We start from the raw sequence: 20743 nt of genomic DNA on the forward strand, positions 1-20743 counted from the left end.
TTCAGGAGCCGGCGGGCAGGATCACCACGTGCCGGTTCGGCTCGACACCGTCGGACTCACTGACGAGCCCGGCCTCGGCCACCACGTCGTGCACGATCTTCCGCTCGAAGGCGGTCATCGGCTCGAGGCTCAACTTCTCACCCGAGGACTTGACCTTCTCGCACGCGGTCCGCGCCTGCTCCTGGATCTGCTGCCGCCGCTTGGCGCGGTGGCCCGCGATGTCCAGCATCAGGCGGCTGCGCTCACCGGTGCTCGCCTGCACGGCCAACCGGGTCAGCTCCTGCAGCGCCTCGAGTACCTCGCCGCCCTGACCCACCAGACGCCGGAGACTCCGGTCGTTGCCCGCCTCACCGAGGATGGCCAAGGACGCCCGACCGTTCTCGACGTCGATGTCGATGTCGCCGTCGGCGTCGATGATGTCGAGGAGTTCCTCGAGGTAGTCGGCCGCCACCTCGCCCTCCTCCTCGAGGTCGCGCACCGAACCCCGACGCTTCGAGGTCGTGCCCTCGGCCGCCGCCTCGGGCGCCTCACTGTCAGGAGCCGGCGCCTCCGTGGCGACCGCTCCCTCCGTGGCCGTGACGTCCAGTTCGTTGGTCTCGCTCATCACGCTCTCCTCACTGGGTCGCCGCACCCGAGCCCGAGGGCTCACCGGCGCGACCGGTTCCGCCTACCCTGCCCGCGACTCGAACCCCCGAGCTGCAGCAGGACGATCTGCTCGCGCCTCAGGCGCTGTTGGCTCCCGCGCTGTCTCCGGCGCTGTCTCCGGCGCTGCCGCCGCCCGCCCCACCGGATGAACCCGTCGGCTTACCGGGTCGCTGCTGACCGGACCGCTTGCTCTTCGGCTGCCGCTTGGGCTGGACCCGCTGCCGGGACTCTCCCTCGGCCGGCTCGGTCTCGGCGTCGGTCGACGACGACTTCAGCTCCGCCCCGACGGCCGGCTTGCCGCGCTTGGCCCGGCGTTCGTTCAGCGCCTTCTCGGCCAGCGAGCCCGGGGCCGGCATCCGGCGGATCGTGTAGAACTGCTGGCCCATCGACCACATGTTCGTGGTGAACCAGTAGATGAGGACACCGATCGGGAAGTTGACACCCGACACCGCGAAGATCAGCGGCAGCACGTACAGCAGCACCTTCTGCTGCTGGGCCATCGGCCCCTCGAGGGCCGACGGGGGCATGTTCTTCATCATCAGCTGACGCTGCGAGGTGAAGGTGCTCGCCGACATCAGGATGATCAGCACGACGGTGAGGATCTTGACGGACAGCTCGTCCGACCCGAGGAACGTCGACGAGAGCTTGGCACCGAAGAGTGTGGACTGCTCAGCCTGGGAGGCGAGCGTCTGGGTCATGGCCCCGATCGGATCCTTGCTGCCGTCGGCGATGCCCTTCAGCCCGTTCAGGACCCGGAACAGTGAGAAGAAGATCGGCGCCTGGAGCAGGATCGGCAGGCAGGAAGCGAACGGGTTGGTGCCGTGCTCCCGGTAGACCGCCATGGTCTCCTGGGTCATCGCCTGACGCGAAGCCTGGTCGTTCTTCCCCTTGTACTTCTGCTGGATCTTGCGGATCTCCGGCTGGACCAGCTGCAGCCCTCGGGACGCCTTGATCTGCTTGACGAACAGCGGGATCAGCAGGATGCGGATGACGACCACGAGGCCGACGATCGACAGCGCCCAGGTCCAGCCGGACTCCGCCGGCAGACCGATGTCGGTCAGCAGACCGTGGAAGGTCACCATGATCCAGGCGACCACCACCTCGAGCGGCTTGAGAATCTCGGTCATCGGCTCCTCGCCGGGTCAGGCCGCTCGTCGCTCGGACGGCACGGGGTGGGGCTCCGGGTGGAGACCAGGACAAGACTGGTGGTCGTGGCCGGGGTCGGCCTCGAGGTGCTCACGGCCACGGGCGCGCACGGGAGGAACGAGGTCGACACCACCGAGGTTCCAGGGGTTGCAGCGCAGCAAGCGCCAGACCGCGAGGGCCGTCCCCTTGAACACCCCGTGCCGCCCGACCGCGATCAGCGCGTACTCCGAGCAGCTCGGGTAGAACCGACACGTCGGCCCGTACCAGGGAGAGACCACCGCGCGGTAGACGTGCAGAAGACCGACGATTACCAGACGTGGCAACCGAGTCACTGTCCGCAGTACACGCTTCATGACCTCGCCTGATCCCTGGTCGATCGCAGAACCGAACCCAGCGCACCGGTGAGGTCCGACGCGAGCCGCGCTCCGTCGTCCGCCCCCGCCGGGTTGGCCCGGACGACGACCAGCGAGCCGGGCGCGAGCCGACCCAGTTCCGCCTGCATGAGGTGTCGCAGCCGACGCTTCACCCGGTTACGGGTGACGGAACCACCGACGGCCTTGGAGACGATGAAGCCGACTCGGGCCGGGGCCTCGGCAGGGGTGGCCGCACCCTCAGGCGCGCGGTAGTGCACGACCAGGGTGCGTCGACCGGCACGGCGACCACCGCGCACGGCGGTGGTGAAGTCCGATCCGCTGCGCATCCGGTGAGAGGCCGGGAGCACCGGGGTGACCCGCCCGGTTCAGGCGGACAGTTCGGAGCGGCCCTTGCGGCGGCGAGCCGAGAGGATGGCGCGCCCGGCACGGGTACGCATCCGCAGGCGGAAGCCGTGGGTCTTGGCCCGGCGCCTGTTGTTGGGCTGGAAGGTCCGCTTGCTCACCTGAGAACTCCTGATCTAGTACGTGCAGGCCTGGCACGGTTCACGGGCGAGCCGGAGCGATTCCGGACCCACCCCTGAGACGTTGACGCCGGCCTCCATCGGACGCCCACGCCAAGGTTCGGTGAACCAGGAACGTGGACATGCGAAGACAGGCCGCCGTCAAGCTCCCTAACGGTACGGGGGCGCGATGCAGCCGGTCAAACCGGCGGCGAGCCGCCCGGCGCGGTGGTTCCGACTCCCGCAGATCACCCCGCGGATGCCGCCGAAACCGCTGAGCCGAGGCCGTCGCCTACCCGGCATTCGACAAGCTATGGTCCTCTCTTACGGGTGCCGCGGTCGTGCCGACACGCCCGTCGCCGTGGGTCGTCACCGAGAGGCTCTCGACCCCCTCGACCCGGTGGGCCAGGCCTACCGACGCCGGCGACGACGTCGTGTGTCGCGGAATTGCACACAGCTGTGGATAAAGGTGGGGACGATGGCCGTTCGGCCAAGGAAGGTGAGCACCCTTGGCCACGTCTGAGGAGCCCTTCGCCACTCTGTGGAGAAGGGCCATCGAGGCTCTGGACGGCGCCGGGGTCACCGCGCAGCAGCGTGCCTTCGTCCGTCTCGCCCGACCGGTCGGCCTCCTGGACGGCACCGCCCTGCTCGCCGCGCCGAACGACCTGACCAAGGAGATCCTGGAGCAGCGCGTCCGGGAGACGATCGTCGCCGTCCTCAGCGAGCAGCTCGGCTACCAGGTCCGCCTCGCCGTGACGGTCGATCCGGGCCTGGTCGCCGACGCGCCCGAGGCCACCGAGAACCGGACGGACCCCGACGGCGCCGTGATCGACGTCCGGAACCTCGACCGCGGGGCCGGGCTCGACGTGCGCTCCGGCGACGCCGACGAACTGGTCTCCGTGTCCGAGGGCCGCCTGGCCGAGGGGGCCGACTCGTTGCGGCTGACGGACGGTCCGGCCGTCGACGCGCGCAGCGTGGACGTGCGGGACGTCGACCCGCCGCGCCCGTCGTCCGACGGCCCTTCCATCGGCTCGCGCGAGAACCCGCGCACCGACGAGATCCCCGCGGCCCGTCCCGGCGCGAAGAACAGCGAACCCGCCCGGCTGAACCCGAAGTACACCTTCGACACGTTCGTCATCGGCTCCAGCAACCGGTTCGCACACGCGGCTGCGGTCGCGGTCGCCGAGGCGCCGGCCAAGGCCTACAACCCGCTGTTCGTCTACGGCGAGTCCGGGCTGGGCAAGACGCACCTGCTGCACGCCATCGGGCACTACGCCCAGAACCTCTACCCGGGGGTGCGGGTGCGGTACGTGAACTCCGAGGAGTTCACCAACGACTTCATCAACAGCATCCGCGACGACAAGGCGAGCGCGTTCCAGCGCCGCTACCGCGACAGCGACGTGCTGCTGATCGACGACATCCAGTTCCTGCAGGGCAAGGTGCAGACGCAGGAGGAGTTCTTCCACACCTTCAACACGCTGCACAACGCCAACAAGCAGGTGGTCATCACCTCCGATCTGCCGCCGAAGCAGCTGGCCGGGTTCGAGGAACGGATGCGTTCCCGGTTCGAGTGGGGGCTGATCACCGACGTCCAGCCGCCCGACCTCGAGACCCGCATCGCGATCCTGCGCAAGAAGGCGATCGGCGACCGGCTCGAGGTCCGTGACGACGTCATGGAGTTCATTGCCAGCAAGATCTCCTCGAACATCCGCGAGCTCGAGGGCGCGCTGATCCGGGTGACGGCGTTCGCCAGCCTGAACCGGCAGCCGGTCGACCTGAACCTTGCCGAGATCGTCCTCAAGGATCTGATCCCGACCGAGGACACCCCGGAGATCACGCCGGCCGTGATCATGGCCCAGACCGCGGCCTACTTCTCCCTGACCATCGAGGACCTCTGCGGTTCGAGCCGGTCGCGCACGCTGGTCAACGCCCGGCAGATCGCGATGTACCTGTGCCGGGAGCTGACCGACCTGAGCCTGCCCAAGATCGGTCAGCAGTTCGGCGGCCGCGACCACACCACGGTCATCCACGCCGACCGCAAGATCCGGCAGTTGATGGCCGAGCGGCGTTCGATCTTCAACCAGGTCACCGAGCTGACCAACCGCATCAAGCAGACCTCACGCGCCTGACCCGCCCGACGGGCTGTGGACAGTCCACCCGGTGCGGTCTCACCAGGACAATCCGGTCACCCTGAGCAACACTGGTGCCTTCGCGTCCCACACCTCTCGGTGGCGAATGGACACGCTTCGTACACAGGTGGGGAAAACCTTGTGGACGACGCGAGGCGTTACCAACGGGTCACTTCCCGGACACACGGCAGGTAAACGGGCGTTTGGTTCGCACCGTCCGGCAACGTCGCAGGTGAGGACCCTGGGGACAGTCGCGAGGAACCGGGCGTGGACAGTCCCGTGGATATCCCCGGTCGCCCTGGGGACGGCGTGTGTTCTCCCGGCGTTCGGATGGGGAAAGCCCGGTGGCCGCCGGTGGACCGAGCATCCGTCGTCCACCGCCGTCCCCGGCCGCGGGCCGGTTCCTCGACAGCTCGTCCACCCCCGCTCGAGCCTTCCCAACTGCGACGACGCGAGATATCCCCAGCTTCAACAGGCGCTATGACAAAGACTGAATAGATCCCTAGGAAGAAATGTCATCCACCCACAACTACCCCGAGCCCCTCCCCGCTCTGAGCCCTTCCCGTCTGACGAGGTCAGGTACCGGCCGACACCCCGCATCGCGTACTGTCTCCTTCACCCGTACGGCCGCACGTCGTGGCCGACCCGTAGTTCGTGGGGGACCAGTGTTCGCGGGGGACGAGTTCTAGAGAGGGTGGCGGGCGTGAAACTCCGGGTGGAGCGCGATGCACTCGCCGACGCCGTCGCGTGGGCCGCACGAGCACTGCCGGCGCGGCCGCCGGTGCCGGTCCTCGCCGGGCTCGTCCTCGAGGCCGACTCCGCGGGCATCCTGCGGCTGTCCAGCTTCGACTACGAGGTCTCCGCGCGCGTGGAGGTCCCGGCCGAGGTGATGGACGCCGGGAGCGTGCTGGTCTCCGGCCGGCTGCTCGCCGACATCTCGAAGTCCCTGCCGGGCAAGCCCGTCGACATCACGACCGACGGTTCGAAGGTCTCGGTCACGTGCGGCTCCGGGCGCTTCACCCTGCTGACCATGCCGGTCGAGGAGTACCCGAGTCTGCCGAGCATGCCGGAGGCCTCCGGCACCGTGCCGGGCGACGCGTTCGCGAAGGCCGTCGCGCAGGTCGGCGTCGCCGCCAGCCGCGACGAGACGCTGCCGATCCTGACCGGTGTCCGGGTCGAGGTCGAGGGTGACCAGCTCACCCTCCTGGCCACCGACCGCTACCGGTTGGCGATGCGCACCATCACCTGGCAGCCGTCGGACCCGGCGGTCAGCGACGTCGCGCTGGTCCGGGCGCGCACGCTGTCGGACGTCGCCAAGGCCCTGGGCACGGGCGCCGACGTCACGTTCGGTCTGAGCACCGGCGGCAGCACCGAGATGGTCGGCTTCGAGGCCGGCGGCCGGCGCACCACGTCGCTGCTCGTGGACGGCGAATACCCCAAGGTACGAGCGCTTTTCCCGGATTCGGTGCCGATCCACGCGGTGGTCGACACCCAGGCGCTGATGGACGCCGTGCGTCGCGTCGCGCTCGTGGCCGAGCGCAACACGCCGGTGCACCTGAGCTTCACCGACGGCGCGTTGACCCTCGAGGCCGGGCAGGGCGAGGACGCCCAGGCGTCGGAGGCGGTCGAGGCCACGCTGGTCGGCGAGGAGCTGTCGATCGCGTTCAACCCGCAGTTCCTCCTCGACGGCCTGGGCGCGCTCGACACCCCGCTCGCTAGGCTGTCCTTCACCGAGCCGAGGAAGCCTGCGGTGCTCTCCCCGCAGACCGAGCCGGACGGCCCGGACGACACCAGCTACCGCTATCTACTCATGCCCGTGCGGATCACCAGCTGAACCTGGTACTCCGTCGGTCGAGGCAAGGGGTTCACGGATGCACATCGGACTCATCGGGCTCGGCAGGATGGGCGGCAACATGCGCAGCAGGCTGCGCAACGCCGGCCACGAGGTCACCGGTTTCGACTTCAACCCCGACATCAGTGACGTGCCATCGCTCGAGGCGTTGGTCGAAGCCCTGCCCAGCCCCAAGGTCGTGTGGATCATGGTGCCGCACGGCAAACCGACCACCGACACCGTCGAGGCGCTGAACGGCCTGCTCGGCGAGGGCGACCTGGTGATCGACGGTGGCAACTCCCGCTTCACGGACGACTTCAAGCACGCCGAATTGCTGTCCGCGAAGGGCATCGGCTACCTGGACTGCGGTGTCTCGGGCGGCATCTGGGGCCTCGAGAACGGCTACGGCCTGATGGTCGGCGGCGACGAGAAGCTCGTCGAGCTGGCCATGCCGATCTTCGACGCGCTGCGCCCCGAAGGCCCCCGCGACGAGGGCTTCGTGCACGCCGGGGAGGTGGGGGCGGGGCACTACGCGAAGATGGTCCACAACGGCATCGAGTACGGGATGATGCAGGCCTACGCCGAAGGCTGGGAGCTGCTCGAGGCCAAGGACATCGTCAAGAACGTCCCGGGCTCGTTCAAGGCCTGGAGCCGCGGCACGGTCGTCCGGTCCTGGTTGCTCGACCTCATGGTGAAGGCCCTCGAGGAGGACCCCCGCCTGGACAAGCTGACCGGCTACGTCGACGACTCCGGCGAGGGCCGGTGGACCGTCGAGGAGGCCATCGCCAACGCCGTGCCGATGCCGGTCATCACCGCGTCGTTGTTCAGCCGGTTCACGTCGCGTCAGGACGACTCCCCCGCGATGAAGGCCGTCGCCGCGCTGCGCCAGCAGTTCGGTGGGCACGCGGTGAAGGCGCGTCAGGCGCCGGAGGCCGGGCCGAGCTCGGGCTCGGGTTCGGCGGACTGACGTACGTCCACACCGGGAAGCCGGTTCTCCACACGACTTTCCACAACGTTTTCCACAGAATGATTTGTGCAGGGATGCGGGGTCGGCCGTGCGGGTGAGTCATCTGCAACTGGCCGACTTCCGCTCCTACACCGCTGCCGACCTGCAGTTCGACCCCGGAGTGACGGCACTGGTCGGGCCGAACGGGCAGGGCAAGACGAATCTCGTGGAGGCGATCGGGTACATAGCGACCCACGGCAGCCACCGGGTATCCACAGATGCCGCGCTGGTCCGGCAGGGGGCGTCGCGAGCGGTGATCCGGTGTGCGATCGAGCGCGACGACCGGCACGCGCTGGTCGAGCTCGAACTCGTGCCCGGCGGCAGCAACCGGGCCCGGGTCAACCGCTCGCCGTTGCCGCGGGCCCGGGAGGCGCTCGGCCTGCTGCGCACCGTGCTGTTCGCCCCCGAGGACCTGGCCCTGGTCAAGGGCGACCCCGACGGTCGGCGCCGGTTCCTGGACGACCTGCTGGTGGCCCGGGCTCCCCGCTTCGCCGGGGTGCGCAGCGACTACGACCGGGCCCTGCGCCAACGCAACGCCCTGCTGAAGAGTGCGGGCGCCACGATCAAGGCCGGCCGCGGCGACGTGCGCACCCTCGACGTGTGGGACGCCCACCTGGCCCGCACCGGCGCCGACCTGCTCGCCGCGCGGTTGAAGCTGGTGCAGGACCTGGCCGTCCCCACCGGCAAGGCGTACGCCCAGGTCAGCAACGGGCAGGGCGACGCCGAGCTGACCTACCGGAGCAGCCTGGACGAAGCCGAGTCCGGCCCCGACGGGGCCCGGGAAGCGGGTGGGGCGCCGACCCCGGCGACCGGGGCGGACGTCGTCCCGGCCCGTGACCTGCTGGAGGCCCGCCTGCTCGAGGCCCTGGCCAAGGTGCGCGGCAAGGAACTCGAGCGGGGCGTCAGCCTGATCGGCCCGCACCGTGACGACCTGCTGCTCACGCTCGGCGGCCTGCCCGCCAAGGGGTACGCGAGCCACGGGGAGTCGTGGTCGTTCGCGCTCGCGCTGCGGCTGGCCAGCTACGAGCTGCTCACCCACGACGGCGACAGCGAACCCGTGCTGATCCTGGACGACGTGTTCGCCGAACTGGACGCCGGGCGCCGGGCCCGGCTGGCCGACCTCGTCGCCGGTGCGGAGCAGGTGATCGTCACCGCCGCCGTTGCGGAGGATGTACCCGAGGTACTCGACGGTGCGAGGGTGGACGTCATGGCCAGCGAGGTGCGCCGTGTCCGGTGACGAGCCGGTTGAGGCTGCGAAAGAGTCCGAGCCCGAAGAGGATTCGGGGATCGACGCGGTGCGGGCCGCACTCGGCAGGGCTCGGGCGGCGGCCGCGGCCCGGGGTCTGCGACCCGGACAGGTCGACAACCGGGCCTCCGCCGCGGCCCGGGCCCGGCAGCGCCGGGACGACTCCCGCAAGCGGTCCGGCGCCGGCCCCGACGCCCGGGACCCGCAGGCGGTCTCGAGCGCGATCTCCCGGCTGGTCGCCGAGCGGGGCTGGAACGAGCCGGTCGCGGTCGGTGGTGTGCTGGGCCGGTGGGACACCGTCGTCGGTCCGGATGTCGCCGCGCACTGCACGCCGGTGAGCTTCGCCGACGGGGTCCTCGTGGTGCAGGCCGACTCCTCCGCCTGGGCCACCCAGGTCAAGCTGCTGGTGCCGGCGGTGCTGCGCCGGCTGGCGGAGGAGGTCGGCGAGGGCACGGTGACGCGGGTCGTCGTCCGCGGCCCCTCGGCCCCCTCGTGGAAGAAGGGGCCACGGGTCGCGCCCGGTTCGCGTGGTCCGCGTGATACCTACGGATAGTGACGCGTGGATGGTCCGGGGGTCCCTCCAGACTCGGCGTCCACTGCCCTTCCAGGGCCTCGCTGTCGATCTGCGGCACCCACGGGCGTACGGGGAGTCACCGGCGGCCCACGAGGCGGTTGCGCCCGCGGTCCCTGGCCGTTGAGACCGGATTATCCGTGTGGATAACCCCCGCCGCGACGGGTTGCCGGGCCAGTAACAAGATAAGATGTGAGGGTCCGATCGGACAGGTGAGCGTTCGCCCAGCGTGCTTGCCGCCCTCGACTCTCAGGAGCCCGTAGCTCGTGACTGACCAGACGACGCTGCCCGGTGACGGCACGGCTGTCACCCCATCCCCGGACGGCGGCTCCGCCGATGATGTCGCGTACGACGCGAGTGCCATCACGGTCCTCGAGGGTCTCGAGGCGGTCCGCAAGCGCCCCGGCATGTACATCGGGTCCACCGGTGAGCGCGGCCTGCACCACCTGGTCTACGAGGTGGTCGACAACGCGGTCGACGAGGCGTTGGCGGGGTACTGCACCGAGATCGACGTGACGATGCTGGCCGACGGCGGCCTGCGGGTGATCGACAACGGCCGAGGCATCCCGGTCGACATCGTGGAGTCCGAGGGCAAGCCGGCCGTCGAGGTCGTCCTGACGATCCTGCACGCGGGCGGCAAGTTCGGCGGCGGCGGGTACTCGGTGTCCGGTGGTCTGCACGGGGTCGGCGTCTCGGTCGTGAACGCACTGTCCACGAGGCTGAACGTCGAGGTGCACCGCGACGGGTTCGCCTACCGCCAGGCCTACACGGTCGGTGTGCCGGACGCTCCGCTGGCCAAGGGTGAGTCCGTCGAGGACACGGGCACGGTCATCACGTTCTGGCCCAGCGCCGAGATCTTCGAGACCGTCGTCTTCGACTACGAGACGCTGCGGTCCCGGTTCCAGCAGGTGGCGTTCCTGAACAAGGGCCTGTCCATCACCCTGCGGGACGACCGGCCCGACCATGTCGACGACGAGGGCAAGGCCCCCGAGGTCACCTTCAAGTACGACGGCGGTCTGATCGACTACGTCAAGCACCTCAACTCCTCGAAGAAGTCCGAGCCGGTCAACGGTGAGGTCATCTACATCGAGGCGGAGGACGCGGAGCGCAGCCTCTCCCTCGAGCTGGCCATGCAGTGGACGACGGCCTACTCGGAGTCGGTGCACACGTACGCCAACACGATCAACACGCACGAGGGCGGCACTCACGAGGAGGGGTTCCGGGCGGCGCTGACCACGCTGATCAACGAATACGCCCGGACGAAGGGCCTTCTGAAGGAGAAGGACGACAACCTCACGGGTGACGACATCCGCGAGGGGCTGACCGCCGTCATCTCCGTGAAGCTCGGCGAGCCGCAGTTCGAGGGCCAGACGAAGACGAAGCTCGGCAACACCGAGGCGAAGACGTTCGTGCAGCGGGTCGTGCGCGCCGAGCTCACCGACTGGCTCGACCGCAACCCCAACGACGCGCGCGAGGTGGTGCGCAAGTCCAGCCAGGCCGCGGCGGCCCGGCTCGCGGCTCGCAAGGCGCGCGAGGCCACCCGCCGTAAGGGGCTACTGGGTGGAGGGGGCCTCCCGGGGAAGCTGAGCGACTGCCAGTCGACCAACCCGGAGGAGTGCGAGATCTTCATCGTCGAGGGTGACTCGGCGGGCGGTTCCGCGAAGAGCGGCCGCGACCCGCGCACCCAGGCGATCCTGCCGATCCGCGGGAAGATCCTGAACGTCGAGAAGGCGCGCATCGACAAGGTCATGGCCAACCAGGAGGTGCAGGCGCTGATCAGCGCGTTCGGCACCGGGGTCGGCGAGGACTTCACGCTCGAGAAGCTGCGCTATCACAAGATCATCCTCATGGCCGACGCCGACGTCGACGGCCAGCACATCCGAACCCTGTTGCTGACGTTGCTCTTCCGCTTCATGCGGCCGCTCGTCGAGCACGGGCACGTGTACCTGGCGCAGCCGCCGCTGTACAAGATCAAGTGGTCGGGGCGCGGCATCGAACCGGAGTACGCCTACTCCGACCGCGAGCGGGACGCCCTGGTGCAGGCCGGCCAGGCGGCGGGCAAGAAGCTGCCCAAGGACGAGGGCATCCAGCGGTACAAGGGTCTCGGCGAGATGAACGCGGCCGAGCTCGAGGACACCACGATGGACCCGAACCAGCGCGTTCTGCTGCAGGTCACCCTGGAGGACGCGGCGGCCGCCGACGAGATGTTCGCCGTCCTGATGGGCGAGGACGTCGAGTCGCGCCGCAACTTCATCCAGCGCAACGCCAAGGACGTCCGTTTCCTCGACATCTAGAACTCGAAAAGCCTTCACCCGCGCCGATAGTGGAGTTGACGTAACCCAGTGACCGAGCAGCCGCCGACCGCCCCGCCGCCCGTGCCCACCGGCGGCCGGATCGACCCGATCGATCTCCAGCTGGAGATGCAGCGCTCGTACCTCGACTACGCGATGAGCGTCATCGTCTCGCGCGCGCTGCCCGACGTGCGGGACGGCCTGAAACCCGTTCACCGGCGCGTGCTCTACGCGATGTACGACGGTGGCTACCGACCCGACCGCGGCTACAACAAGTGCGCCCGCGTCGTCGGCGACGTGATGGGCAATTACCACCCGCACGGCGACGGCGCGATCTACGACACCCTCGTCCGGCTCGCCCAGCCCTGGTCGCTGCGCTACCCGTTGGTCGACGGGCAGGGCAATTTCGGCTCCCCGGGCAACGACCCGGCCGCCGCGATGCGGTACACCGAGTGCCGGATGGCCCCGCTGGCCATGGAGATGGTGCGGGACATCGACAAGGAGACCGTCGACTTCTCCCCCAACTACGACGGCAAGACCAGTGAGCCCGACGTCCTGCCCGCCCGGTTCCCGAACCTGTTGGCCAACGGGGCCTCCGGCATCGCGGTGGGCATGGCCACCAACATCCCGCCGCACAACCTGCGCGAGGTGGCCGAGGGCGTCCAGTGGCTCCTGGCCAATCCCGGTGCCGACGACGAAACCCTGCTCGCCCAGTTGCTCCTGAGGATCAAGGGTCCCGACTTCCCGACCAGCGGCCTGATCATGGGCACGCGGGCGATCGAGGAGGCCTACCGCACCGGGCGCGGCGCGATCATCATGCGCGCCGTCGTCGAGGTCGAGGAGATCCAGAACCGGACCTGCCTCGTCGTCACCGAACTGCCGTACCAGGTGAACCCCGACAACCTGAAGCTCAAGATCGCCGAGCTGGTGGATTCCGGTCGGGTGCAGGGCATCTCGAACATCATCGACGACACGTCCGGCAAGACCGGGCTGCGCATCGTCATCCAGCTCAAGCGCGACGCGATCGCCAAGGTCGTGCTGAACAACCTGTACAAGCACACCCAGCTGCAGGACACGTTCGGCGCCAACATGCTGGCCCTGGTCGACGGCGTCCCGCGCACGCTGAGCCTGGACAAGTTCGTCCGGTACTGGGTCGACCACCAGATGGACGTCATCGTCCGGCGCACCCGGTACCTGTTGGCCGAGGCCGAGCGCCAGGCGCACATCTACCGCGGGTACGTGAAGGCGCTCGACGCGCTCGACGAGGTGATCGCGCTGATCCGCGCGTCCGCCACGGTGGAGGACGCGCGTGGCGGCCTGATCGACCTGCTGGACATCGACGAGGTCCAGGCCGACGCCATCCTCACGATGCAGCTGCGCCGCCTCGCCGCCCTCGAGCGGCAGAAGATCATCGAGGAGCTCGAGCGTCTCGAGGCCGTGATCGCCGACCTGGAGGCGATTCTCGCGTCCGACGAGCGTCAGCGGCAGATCATCGCCGAGGAGCTCGCGGAGATCGTCGAGAAGTACGGCGACGAGCGTCGCACCCAGATCCTGCCCTTCGACGGGGGGATGAACGTCGAGGACCTCATCCCGGAGGAGGAGGTCGTCGTCACCATCACCCGCGACGGCTACGCCAAGCGGACCCGCACCGACCAGTACCGGGCCCAGCGGCGTGGCGGCAAGGGCGTGCGCGGGACGACGCTGCGCAGCGACGACGTGGTGGAGCATTTCTTCGTCACCTCGACCCACAACTGGGTCCTGTTCTTCACGAACCTGGGTCGGGTCTACCGGGCCAAGGCCTACGAGCTGCCCGAGGCGGGCCGCGACGCGAAGGGGCAGCACGTCGCCAACCTGCTGGCCTTCCAGCCGGGTGAGCAGATCGCCCAGGTCGTGTACCTGCGCACCTATGAGGACGCGCCGTTCCTGGTGCTGGCCACCCGCAACGGCCTGGTGAAGAAGACCCGGTTGTCCGAGTACGACTCGCCCCGCGCCGGCGGGGTCATCGCGATCAACCTGCGCGAGGGCGACGAGCTCGTCGCCGCGCGGCTGGTCGGCGACGGCGACGACCTGCTGCTGGTCTCGCGCAAGGGCATGTCGGTGCGGTTCACGGCGGACGACTCGGCGCTGCGCCCGATGGGTCGCGCCACCTCCGGCGTCACCGGCATGAAGTTCCGGGACGGCGACCAGCTGCTGTCGATGGACGTCGTCCGGGACGTCGAGAACGCCTTCGTCTTCGTCGTCACCGAGGCGGGCTACGCGAAGCGGACGCCGGTCGACGCCTACCGCGTGCAGGGGCGCGGCGGTCTCGGCATCAAGGTCGCCAAGATCACCGACCAGCGGGGTGATCTCGTGGCCGGGATGATCGTCGGCGAGGGCGACGAGGTGCTGGTCGTGATGGAACGCGGCAAGGTCGTGCGCTCGGCGGTCGGCGAAGTCCCGGCCAAGGGCCGGGACACCATGGGCGTCGTGTTCGCCAAGGCCGACGCCGGGGACCGGATCATCGCGGTCGCGATCAACTCGGAGAGCTCGCTGGGCGACGACGAGGCCGACGCCGAGGCCGGCGCGGAGGGTGACACCGAGGGCCCGGCCGGCTCGACGGTCGCGGCGGGTGACGACGTCTCCGCCGTCAGTGAAGCCCCCGGTGCGGTGGCCGAGGATGAGCCGGGCGAGGAGTGACGGGCGGTACCATCGAGTCGCCACGCGGCCAGAGGTGGGGTCATGAACTGCAAGGTGGGCGTACCGCCCCCCCGCAGGTAGGGTCGCGGGACGCTCGAGCGTAGGAGGCGTGAGTTGGCGGACGACCGAGGGCGGACCGGAGCAACGGCCGGCCCGGGCAAGGGGGGACTCCAGGTGACCGATGAGGCGGTCCCCGACGTGTCGACGTCCGAGGCCACGGCCGGCCCCACGCCCAGTCCCGACGGCAAGGCGGCCGGGGGCGAGAAGAACGGCACGACCAAGCCGACCGGCCCGGGGCTGCGGCCCAGCGGGACGGCGGGGTCGTCGTCCGACTCCTCCGACGAGAAGTCCTCGGCCAAGCAGGAGGCCGCCGCGCGGGCGTTCGCCGCAGGGGCGGCCGCCCGCGAGGCCAGTGGGTCGTCCCCCACGACGGGTGGCATCCCGACCACCGCCGGCACCCCCGTCGTCCAGGCGGCCAAGACCGACAAGGCTGCCAAGACCGACAAGACCGACAAGACCGACGCGGTGGAGACGACCGCGAAGTCCGGAAAGCCGGACTCCAGCTCACGGACGAGCGTGGCTCCCGCGGCGAGCGCCGCCACGAAGCCGGCCGGCCGGCCGACCCCCGGCCCCGCCCCGACCAGATCCGAGGCCCCGGTGTCCACGAACACGTCCAACGCCGACCTGTCGGCCGCCCGCCCGGCCGCCGGCCGCCCCGTGATCCAGAACCGTCCCCAGGGTGGCCCGTTCGTCACCACGGATCGTCCGGCCGAGCGCCCGGAGCGCGGCGGTTGGGACCGCGAGCCCGAGCTGACCACGGCGCCGCCGCCGCAGCCGACCGGCCGGGTCGCCCGGCTGACCGTCAGCAGCGTCGAGCTGATGTCGGTGCTGAAGGTCTCGCTCATGCTCTCGGTCGCGGCCGGGGTCGCGCTGGTCATCGCCACCTCGGTGTTGTGGCTGACGCTGAAGGGTGTCGGGGTGTTCGACCAGCTCAACAGCGTGTTCGGCAGCACCGAGAACGGGGCCAAGGCCAGCTCGTTCGACATCTACGACTACATCGGCTTCGGCCGGGTGCTGTCGGTCAGCGTGCTGGTCGGCGCCTTCAACGTGCTGCTGCTGATGAGCCTGTCGGTGATCGTCGCGCTGATCTACAACATCTCGGCCGGGTTGGTCGGCGGCGTGCGGGTGACCCTCTCGGACGAGTGACCACCACCCGGTTTGGGTGCACCACGGGCGCTGAGGTAGTCTCGCTCGGCACCCCCGGGGCCTATAGCTCAGTCGGTTAGAGCGCTTCCCTGATAAGGAAGAGGTCAGAGGTTCAAGTCCTCTTAGGCCCACCCGTTACCTAATCTCCCTCGCGCAGCCACTGGCTTAACGCTGACTCCTGGTCCACCCTTTGGGCATGAACAGCGCCGAAGTCGACGTTGCGGCCGCCACGCCGACCTGCCAGATCTGTGGCCGGTCGTGGGGGCGGGACGACGACCCGGAGGACTGGCTCGGGGTGGAGGTCGACTTCTCCGGCGGTCGGCTCTACGCGGCGTTCTGTTCGCGCGAGCACGCGCAGGAATGGTTCGCCAAGCCGCTGCCCGAACCGCCACCGCGGGTCCCGCCGGCCCCGCTCGACACCGGCGAGCGCGCGTTGATCTTCGGGGTGGGCACGCTGGCCGTCCTGGCGGCCGCCGTGTTCGTGATCGGCGCGATCACCATCGTGCGTGCCGCGCTCGGCTGGCTCGGTTAGGGCGTGTCGCGCGGAAGTTCGACGATGCTGCCGAAGAAGTTGTCGATCTCGCCGACCACGGCGATGAACTCCTCCATCGTCATCGGCTTGGTGACGTAGGCGTTGGCGTGCCGGTCGTAGCTGCCGACGATGTCGGTCGGCGCGTTCGAGGTGGTCAGCACCACCACGGGGATCCGCCGGAACCGGTCGTCGTTCTTGATCACCTGGAGGACCTGGTGACCGTTCATCCGCGGCATGTTCAGGTCGAGCAGGATGACGTCGGGCAGTCGAGAACCGTTGTCGCTCAGACGCCGCAGCAGCGCGACGGCCTGCTCGCCGTCCGGCGCGATCTGGATGATGTGCCGGTGCCGGCTGGACTCGAGCGCTTCGGTGATCATCAGGACGTCACCCTCGTCGTCGTCGACGACCAGGACGTCCAGTTCAGCAATGCCGGAGCCAGGCATCAGACACCTCGGTTTGACGGAGGACGAGCGGAAGACCGGGCCTCCGTGAACTCGATGGCCGAGTTGATCATATGCAACCGAGCGCCGCACCGGAACGGCCGGGTCGTGGTTTCACGGTGATATGGTCTGCACGCTCCAGAGCCGCTGCCGTCAGTGGCTCGTCGGTTGCTCTGCGGAAGGTTTCCAGCCGTGAAGAAGATCATCCTCGCCCTGATCGTCGCCGGCGTCGGGTTCGCCGTGTACCAGAAGCTCGGGGCCGGCAAGTCCGGTCAGGAGCTGTGGTCGAGCGCCACCGACAAGGTGCGCTGATCCAGCTCACTTACACTGGGTGCCCCGGCACTCGCTCGGGGACGTGGCGCAATTGGTAGCGCACCTGCTTTGCAAGCAGGGGGTTGTGGGTTCGAGTCCCATCGTCTCCACCCCATGCCCTCGTCCCCCGGAAACCCATGAGCACCCCTGAACCGCTGCCGGTGTTCTCCCCCGGCGACGGGCTCTCGGCGACGCTCGCCGAGATGGACCGGCTGTACAAGGCCGATCGGGACAACGCGATCCGGGGGCAGCACTTCATCAAGACCCTGCACGGGTTCGTCGCCCGGCAGCTGCGCGACCGGCTGCACCCCGCCGCGATGCGCGCCGGCGTCCGGGTCGTCGAGGAGGCCTCGGTCTTCGGGTCGCACAAGGCGAAGGACGTCGACGTCGCGGTCATCCACCCGACGTCCGGGCCGCTGGTCCTGGTCGGGGCGCGCTCGCAGATGAGCTCCATCGGCAACAACGTCCTGAACTACTACCAGGACATCGTCGGTGAGGCCGTCTCCCTGGAGGAGCGCTACCCGATGACCGTGCACTCGTACGTGTACCTGCACCCGCGCCGGTTCACCCGCAGCAAGAGCAACGACTCGGTGGTCGAGACCGACTACGCGCGCTACGCCAAGATGTACCGGGCGATCACCGGCCGGGACGACGTGCTCTACAAGAACGTCTCCGGCGTCTACGACCAGTTCGCCTACCTGGTGGTCGATTTCGAGGCCGACCCGATCCAGCTGTGCGACGACCTGGTGGCGGCCGCGGTGCCGGACGTCGACCTGTCGATCCGGACGTTCGTCGACCGGGTGGTCGAGACCTACCAGCGCCGCAACATCTGGTTCGACCTGTTCGTGTGAACGCGCCCTAGCTGCGGCGGCCGGCGGACCGGCGCCAGCGGGCCAGCACCTCGATGCCGTCCCGCACCGACTCGAGGTCGGCCTTCGTCAGCCCCAGCGACCCACGCAGCACGGGGTCGTCACCGGCCGCGTAGGCACCTTCGACGTCACGGGCGGCCAGGGCCGCGTCGACCGCGGCCAGGTGCCGGTACTGCCGGGACGACGGGCTGGACGACGGAGGGCCCGGGGGGGCGACCCGCACCCGCTGCGCCTCGCCCGGGACGAGGATCAGCACGCCACCCCCCAGGGAATGCACCTCGAGCTCGCACTGCAACAGGGTGAGCGACGTGTACCACGACGCGGCAACGGATCTCGGGTCGAGGCCGGGGGGTGTGTAGCCGCAGATCAGGCTGTTCGAGGCGACCAACCCGGCGTCGTTGACGGTGAAGACGGGCCGCTCGGAGAACACCGACACCACGAAGTCGGGGACCTTCACCCCGGGCACCACGTACCAGGGGTCGCGAATGCGGCACTTGTAGCGCTGGTCGACCCCTTGCTCCTCCCCCGCGGCGATGTACGCCCGATCGGCCGCACCCAGTCGCGCGCCGGGATGGTAGAGCCGGGAACGATTCTCGGCCGGCACTCCACTCGAGTACAGCCCCACGCCGGCGATCTGGCGGCCGGAACTGAGCGCCGGGCGCAGGTGTCGGGCGGGCAGTCGGTACCGAGACACCTCGCCCGGCGCCGGGTGGAAGAAGTGCCGGTCGCCCGCGACGTACCCGATGCGCAGGGTCGAGATCTCCCCCGCCGGAACCGTTCTCGCGTCGAGATGGTCGGTCAGCAACGAGCGCAAGGGGGCCGGCAGGAGGGCCTGGCGGAACACCCGTTCGCTGTTCACCACGTCGCGGATGCGCAGCGACTCGCGACTCGACCAGGCGCCCGCGCCGATGTCGGCCGGGCCGTCGTACTGCTCGTAGTCGACCACCGCGGTACGGCCGCCGTAGCCGTCGGCCAGCAGGATCACGACGTCCTGCAGGATGTCCTCGAACACCCGGCGCCGCGAGTGCAGCACCCGCAGCGCCGCGAAGTGCGCGCCCAGGAACTCCCAGAGTGGTTGCGCGTAGCGGACGTACGTCAACTCGTAGGGCAGGACGAAGGCCAGCCGGCCCCCCTCCCGCAGGAACGAGCAGCTGTGCAGGACGAAGGGCATCCAGATGCTGCCGCTGGGGTCGACGCCGGTCGGCAGCACCCGCCCGGCCGCCGTCGCCGCGGTCGCCGCCTGCCCTCCGGGCAGGTGCCGCAGCCGGACGTAGGGTGGGTTGCCGATCACCGCGTCCACGCGGAACGGCTCGACCTCCAGGAAGTTACGTCGGACGACGGTGCAGCCCTCCAGCACGCCCCGCCCCCGTCCGCGTTCCACGGCCCGGGCGTCGAGCTCGACCCCGACGACGCGCTCGGGCTCGAGCCCCCGGCGGCCCAGCACCCGGTGCAGCGACTCCAGGAACACCCCGTCGCCGAAACTCGGCTCCAGGTAAGTCTCCTCGGGGCCACGCACCAGCCAGTCGGCCATGAACTCCGCCGGAGACGCGGGCGTGTAGTACGCGCCCATCGCCCGGCGCCGACTGCGCGCAGGGGTCGGCGTGACCGGGGGGCGGGTTCTCGGTTGCACGGTCACGGCCGCACCCCGGTCACCTCGTACTCGAACAGGGCCTTGTTGCTGTTGCGCTTGCGCAGCACGTGCACCGCGACCTCGTCGAAACCGGCCGCGCGCAGCATCGCCGCGTACCACTCCTGGGCCGGGACGAGCTGCCCGTAGAACGAGCTGTTGCCGACCACGTACGACACGTGCCCGCCCGGCCGCACCAGCGCCGGGACCGCGCTCAGGTGCCGCCACATGTCGTGAAAGTACTTGTGCACGTATGTGGCCAGCAGCGGACCGTGCTTGCCACCGGCCTCGGCCACCGCCCGGCACACGGGTTCCATCGCCCCGTCCACGGGGGTGCAGCCGCTCGGTTCCCACCCGTTCAACTTCGAGGTCGCGGCGCCCCACGTACCGCCGATGGCCCGCCAGTCGAGCTCCCCCGCGTCGGCCGCGACCTCGAGGTGACCCAACCAGTACATGTAGGGGCGCAGCTCCCGGATGTACGACATCCGGTTCACGTAGGGGGGCGACGTCAGCAACAGATCACACGGTTCGAGCGCGGCCGCCTCCGGCGACCGGGAATCGGCCTGGACGACGACCGCTCGCCCCGGGAGGGTCACCGCGGCCTGGGCGGCCAGCTCGGCCGCCGCCACCGTGAACGCCTCGAGCGTGCCGGTCGCCTCGGCGGGGTCGAAAGCCCTGGGGGACGCCGACTTCGGCGCGGAGAACGACATCGACTGGTGGTTGAACGCGGCCTCCGACCGGCTGATCAGCGTGCGGCACAGGGCCAGCAGCAGGAGGTCACGATGGGCGCCCTCGGGCGCGGCGTCGTCCAGGGCCGCCCGCAGGGCGCACAGCCCGCGCAGCACCCCGGGCGACCACCAGCGCTCGATCGCGTGCAACGCGGGCCGCCACAGGTCGTCGCGGGTCAGCAACCCCGCCGCCGAGCCGACGACCTCCGCCGCCAGCCGCACCGTCTCGGCCGCCACCCCGGCCGGGTACGCGCGGGTCTTGGCCGTGCCGAGCCAGATCAGGAACGGGTTGACGTCCAGGCTCTGCCCGAGGTGCCCGGCCTCGGCGGCCGCCAGCGGCGTCGTCCCGCTGCCCGAGAACGGGTCCGTCACCACGGCGCCGGCCTCCAGACGCGCGACCCGCTCCCGGACGAGCCCGACTCCGTAGGCCGGGGTCAGCCGCAACCAGCCGTGCCGCCCCGCGTCGGTGTTGGCCCGGAACGTCAGGTGTTCGTTGCGCAGGGGTTCGCCGCGGAGACGGGCCGGGGGCCCCGCAGCGATCGTCGTCATGGTGCCCACACGGTATCCGCCCCGACCGACAGGACCCGGCCCGACGCGTCGGCGACGCGTCGGAC

General features: G+C 69.8%; 19 protein-coding genes and 2 tRNA genes. 13 read left to right on the top strand and 8 right to left on the bottom strand.

Features of this window, described 5'->3' with window-relative positions:
• Position 1: 1 nt before the first annotated feature.
• From ACIB24_RS02925 to rpmH, 5 genes are all read right to left on the bottom strand, one after another.
• Entirely contained in the window at positions 2-604 is a 603-nt protein-coding gene (locus tag ACIB24_RS02925) for a protein jag (RefSeq protein ID WP_398274908.1), read from the bottom strand.
• Positions 605-722: 118 nt separating this feature from the next.
• Positions 723-1772, bottom strand: coding sequence for a membrane protein insertase YidC (gene yidC, locus ACIB24_RS02930; RefSeq protein ID WP_398274911.1), 1050 nt, complete (start codon positions 1770-1772; stop codon positions 723-725).
• A gap of 15 nt (positions 1773-1787) precedes the next feature.
• The gene (gene yidD, locus ACIB24_RS02935; protein ID WP_398274914.1) at positions 1788-2123 is read right to left on the bottom strand and encodes a membrane protein insertion efficiency factor YidD; all 336 of its coding nucleotides are present in this window, start codon (positions 2121-2123) and stop codon (positions 1788-1790) included.
• Between the two features lie 17 nt (positions 2124-2140).
• Positions 2141-2512 (bottom strand): ribonuclease P protein component, encoded by a 372-nt coding sequence (rnpA, locus tag ACIB24_RS02940; RefSeq protein WP_398274917.1) that lies wholly within the window; start codon positions 2510-2512, stop codon positions 2141-2143.
• Positions 2513-2530: 18 nt separating this feature from the next.
• A complete protein-coding gene (gene rpmH / locus ACIB24_RS02945; RefSeq protein WP_106297453.1) occupies positions 2531-2668 on the bottom strand; it encodes a 50S ribosomal protein L34 in 138 nt (45 codons plus the stop codon).
• 506 nt (positions 2669-3174) lie between these two features.
• Here rpmH and dnaA point away from each other — a divergent pair.
• The 10 genes from dnaA to ACIB24_RS02995 all read left to right on the top strand — a co-directional run bounded on the left by dnaA (position 3175) and on the right by ACIB24_RS02995 (position 16153).
• Positions 3175-4794 carry a chromosomal replication initiator protein DnaA gene (gene dnaA, locus ACIB24_RS02950; protein WP_398274920.1) on the top strand — a complete coding sequence of 540 codons (1620 nt, stop codon included), beginning with the start codon at positions 3175-3177 and terminating at the stop codon, positions 4792-4794.
• A gap of 703 nt (positions 4795-5497) precedes the next feature.
• A complete protein-coding gene (dnaN, locus tag ACIB24_RS02955) occupies positions 5498-6628 on the top strand; it encodes a DNA polymerase III subunit beta (protein WP_398274923.1) in 1131 nt (376 codons plus the stop codon).
• Between the two features lie 37 nt (positions 6629-6665).
• Positions 6666-7592 carry a phosphogluconate dehydrogenase (NAD(+)-dependent, decarboxylating) gene (gene gnd / locus ACIB24_RS02960; protein ID WP_398274926.1) on the top strand — a complete coding sequence of 309 codons (927 nt, stop codon included), beginning with the start codon at positions 6666-6668 and terminating at the stop codon, positions 7590-7592.
• A gap of 88 nt (positions 7593-7680) precedes the next feature.
• Positions 7681-8868, top strand: coding sequence for a DNA replication/repair protein RecF (recF, locus tag ACIB24_RS02965; protein ID WP_398274929.1), 1188 nt, complete (start codon positions 7681-7683; stop codon positions 8866-8868).
• Between the two features lie 58 nt (positions 8869-8926).
• A complete protein-coding gene (locus ACIB24_RS02970; RefSeq protein WP_398274932.1) occupies positions 8927-9430 on the top strand; it encodes a DUF721 domain-containing protein in 504 nt (167 codons plus the stop codon).
• 284 nt (positions 9431-9714) lie between these two features.
• Complete coding sequence (gyrB, locus tag ACIB24_RS02975) at positions 9715-11742, top strand: DNA topoisomerase (ATP-hydrolyzing) subunit B (RefSeq protein ID WP_398274935.1); 2028 nt, start codon at positions 9715-9717, stop codon at positions 11740-11742.
• 48 nt (positions 11743-11790) lie between these two features.
• The gene (gyrA, locus tag ACIB24_RS02980; RefSeq protein ID WP_398274938.1) at positions 11791-14415 is read left to right on the top strand and encodes a DNA gyrase subunit A; all 2625 of its coding nucleotides are present in this window, start codon (positions 11791-11793) and stop codon (positions 14413-14415) included.
• A gap of 174 nt (positions 14416-14589) precedes the next feature.
• On the top strand, positions 14590-15621 hold the full coding sequence (locus ACIB24_RS02985) for a DUF3566 domain-containing protein (protein ID WP_398274940.1): 1032 nt from the start codon (positions 14590-14592) through the stop codon (positions 15619-15621).
• Positions 15622-15678: 57 nt separating this feature from the next.
• Positions 15679-15752: transfer RNA gene (locus ACIB24_RS02990), tRNA-Ile, on the top strand.
• 65 nt (positions 15753-15817) lie between these two features.
• Positions 15818-16153: a hypothetical protein gene (locus ACIB24_RS02995; RefSeq protein WP_398274943.1), complete on the top strand. Its 336-nt coding sequence runs from the start codon at positions 15818-15820 to the stop codon at positions 16151-16153.
• On the opposite strand, the gene ACIB24_RS03000 is transcribed toward ACIB24_RS02995, so the two are convergent.
• Positions 16150-16596, bottom strand: a complete 447-nt coding sequence (locus ACIB24_RS03000; protein WP_398274946.1) for a response regulator — start codon at positions 16594-16596, stop codon at positions 16150-16152. The genes ACIB24_RS02995 and ACIB24_RS03000 overlap by 4 nt on opposite strands.
• 189 nt (positions 16597-16785) lie before the next feature.
• Between ACIB24_RS03000 and ACIB24_RS03005 the strand changes: the two genes are divergently transcribed.
• From ACIB24_RS03005 to ACIB24_RS03015, 3 genes are all read left to right on the top strand, one after another.
• On the top strand, positions 16786-16905 hold the full coding sequence (locus ACIB24_RS03005) for a DLW-39 family protein (protein ID WP_398274949.1): 120 nt from the start codon (positions 16786-16788) through the stop codon (positions 16903-16905).
• A gap of 37 nt (positions 16906-16942) precedes the next feature.
• Positions 16943-17015: transfer RNA gene (locus ACIB24_RS03010), tRNA-Ala, on the top strand.
• 27 nt (positions 17016-17042) lie between these two features.
• Positions 17043-17756, top strand: a complete 714-nt coding sequence (locus ACIB24_RS03015; RefSeq protein WP_398274952.1) for a hypothetical protein — start codon at positions 17043-17045, stop codon at positions 17754-17756.
• A 7-nt stretch (positions 17757-17763) separates the two neighbouring features.
• On the opposite strand, the gene ACIB24_RS03020 is transcribed toward ACIB24_RS03015, so the two are convergent.
• Both ACIB24_RS03020 and ACIB24_RS03025 read right to left on the bottom strand, forming a co-directional pair.
• A complete protein-coding gene (locus ACIB24_RS03020; protein WP_398274955.1) occupies positions 17764-19410 on the bottom strand; it encodes an Eco57I restriction-modification methylase domain-containing protein in 1647 nt (548 codons plus the stop codon).
• Positions 19407-20678, bottom strand: coding sequence for a DNA methyltransferase (locus ACIB24_RS03025; protein WP_398274958.1), 1272 nt, complete (start codon positions 20676-20678; stop codon positions 19407-19409). The genes ACIB24_RS03020 and ACIB24_RS03025 overlap by 4 nt, the downstream gene beginning before the upstream one ends.
• Between the last annotated feature and the right edge of the window lie 65 nt (positions 20679-20743).

Origin of the sequence: Spongisporangium articulatum (genome assembly GCF_044465595.1) — a bacterium.
Classification (GTDB): domain Bacteria; phylum Actinomycetota; class Actinomycetes; order Actinomycetales; family Kineosporiaceae; genus Spongisporangium; species Spongisporangium articulatum.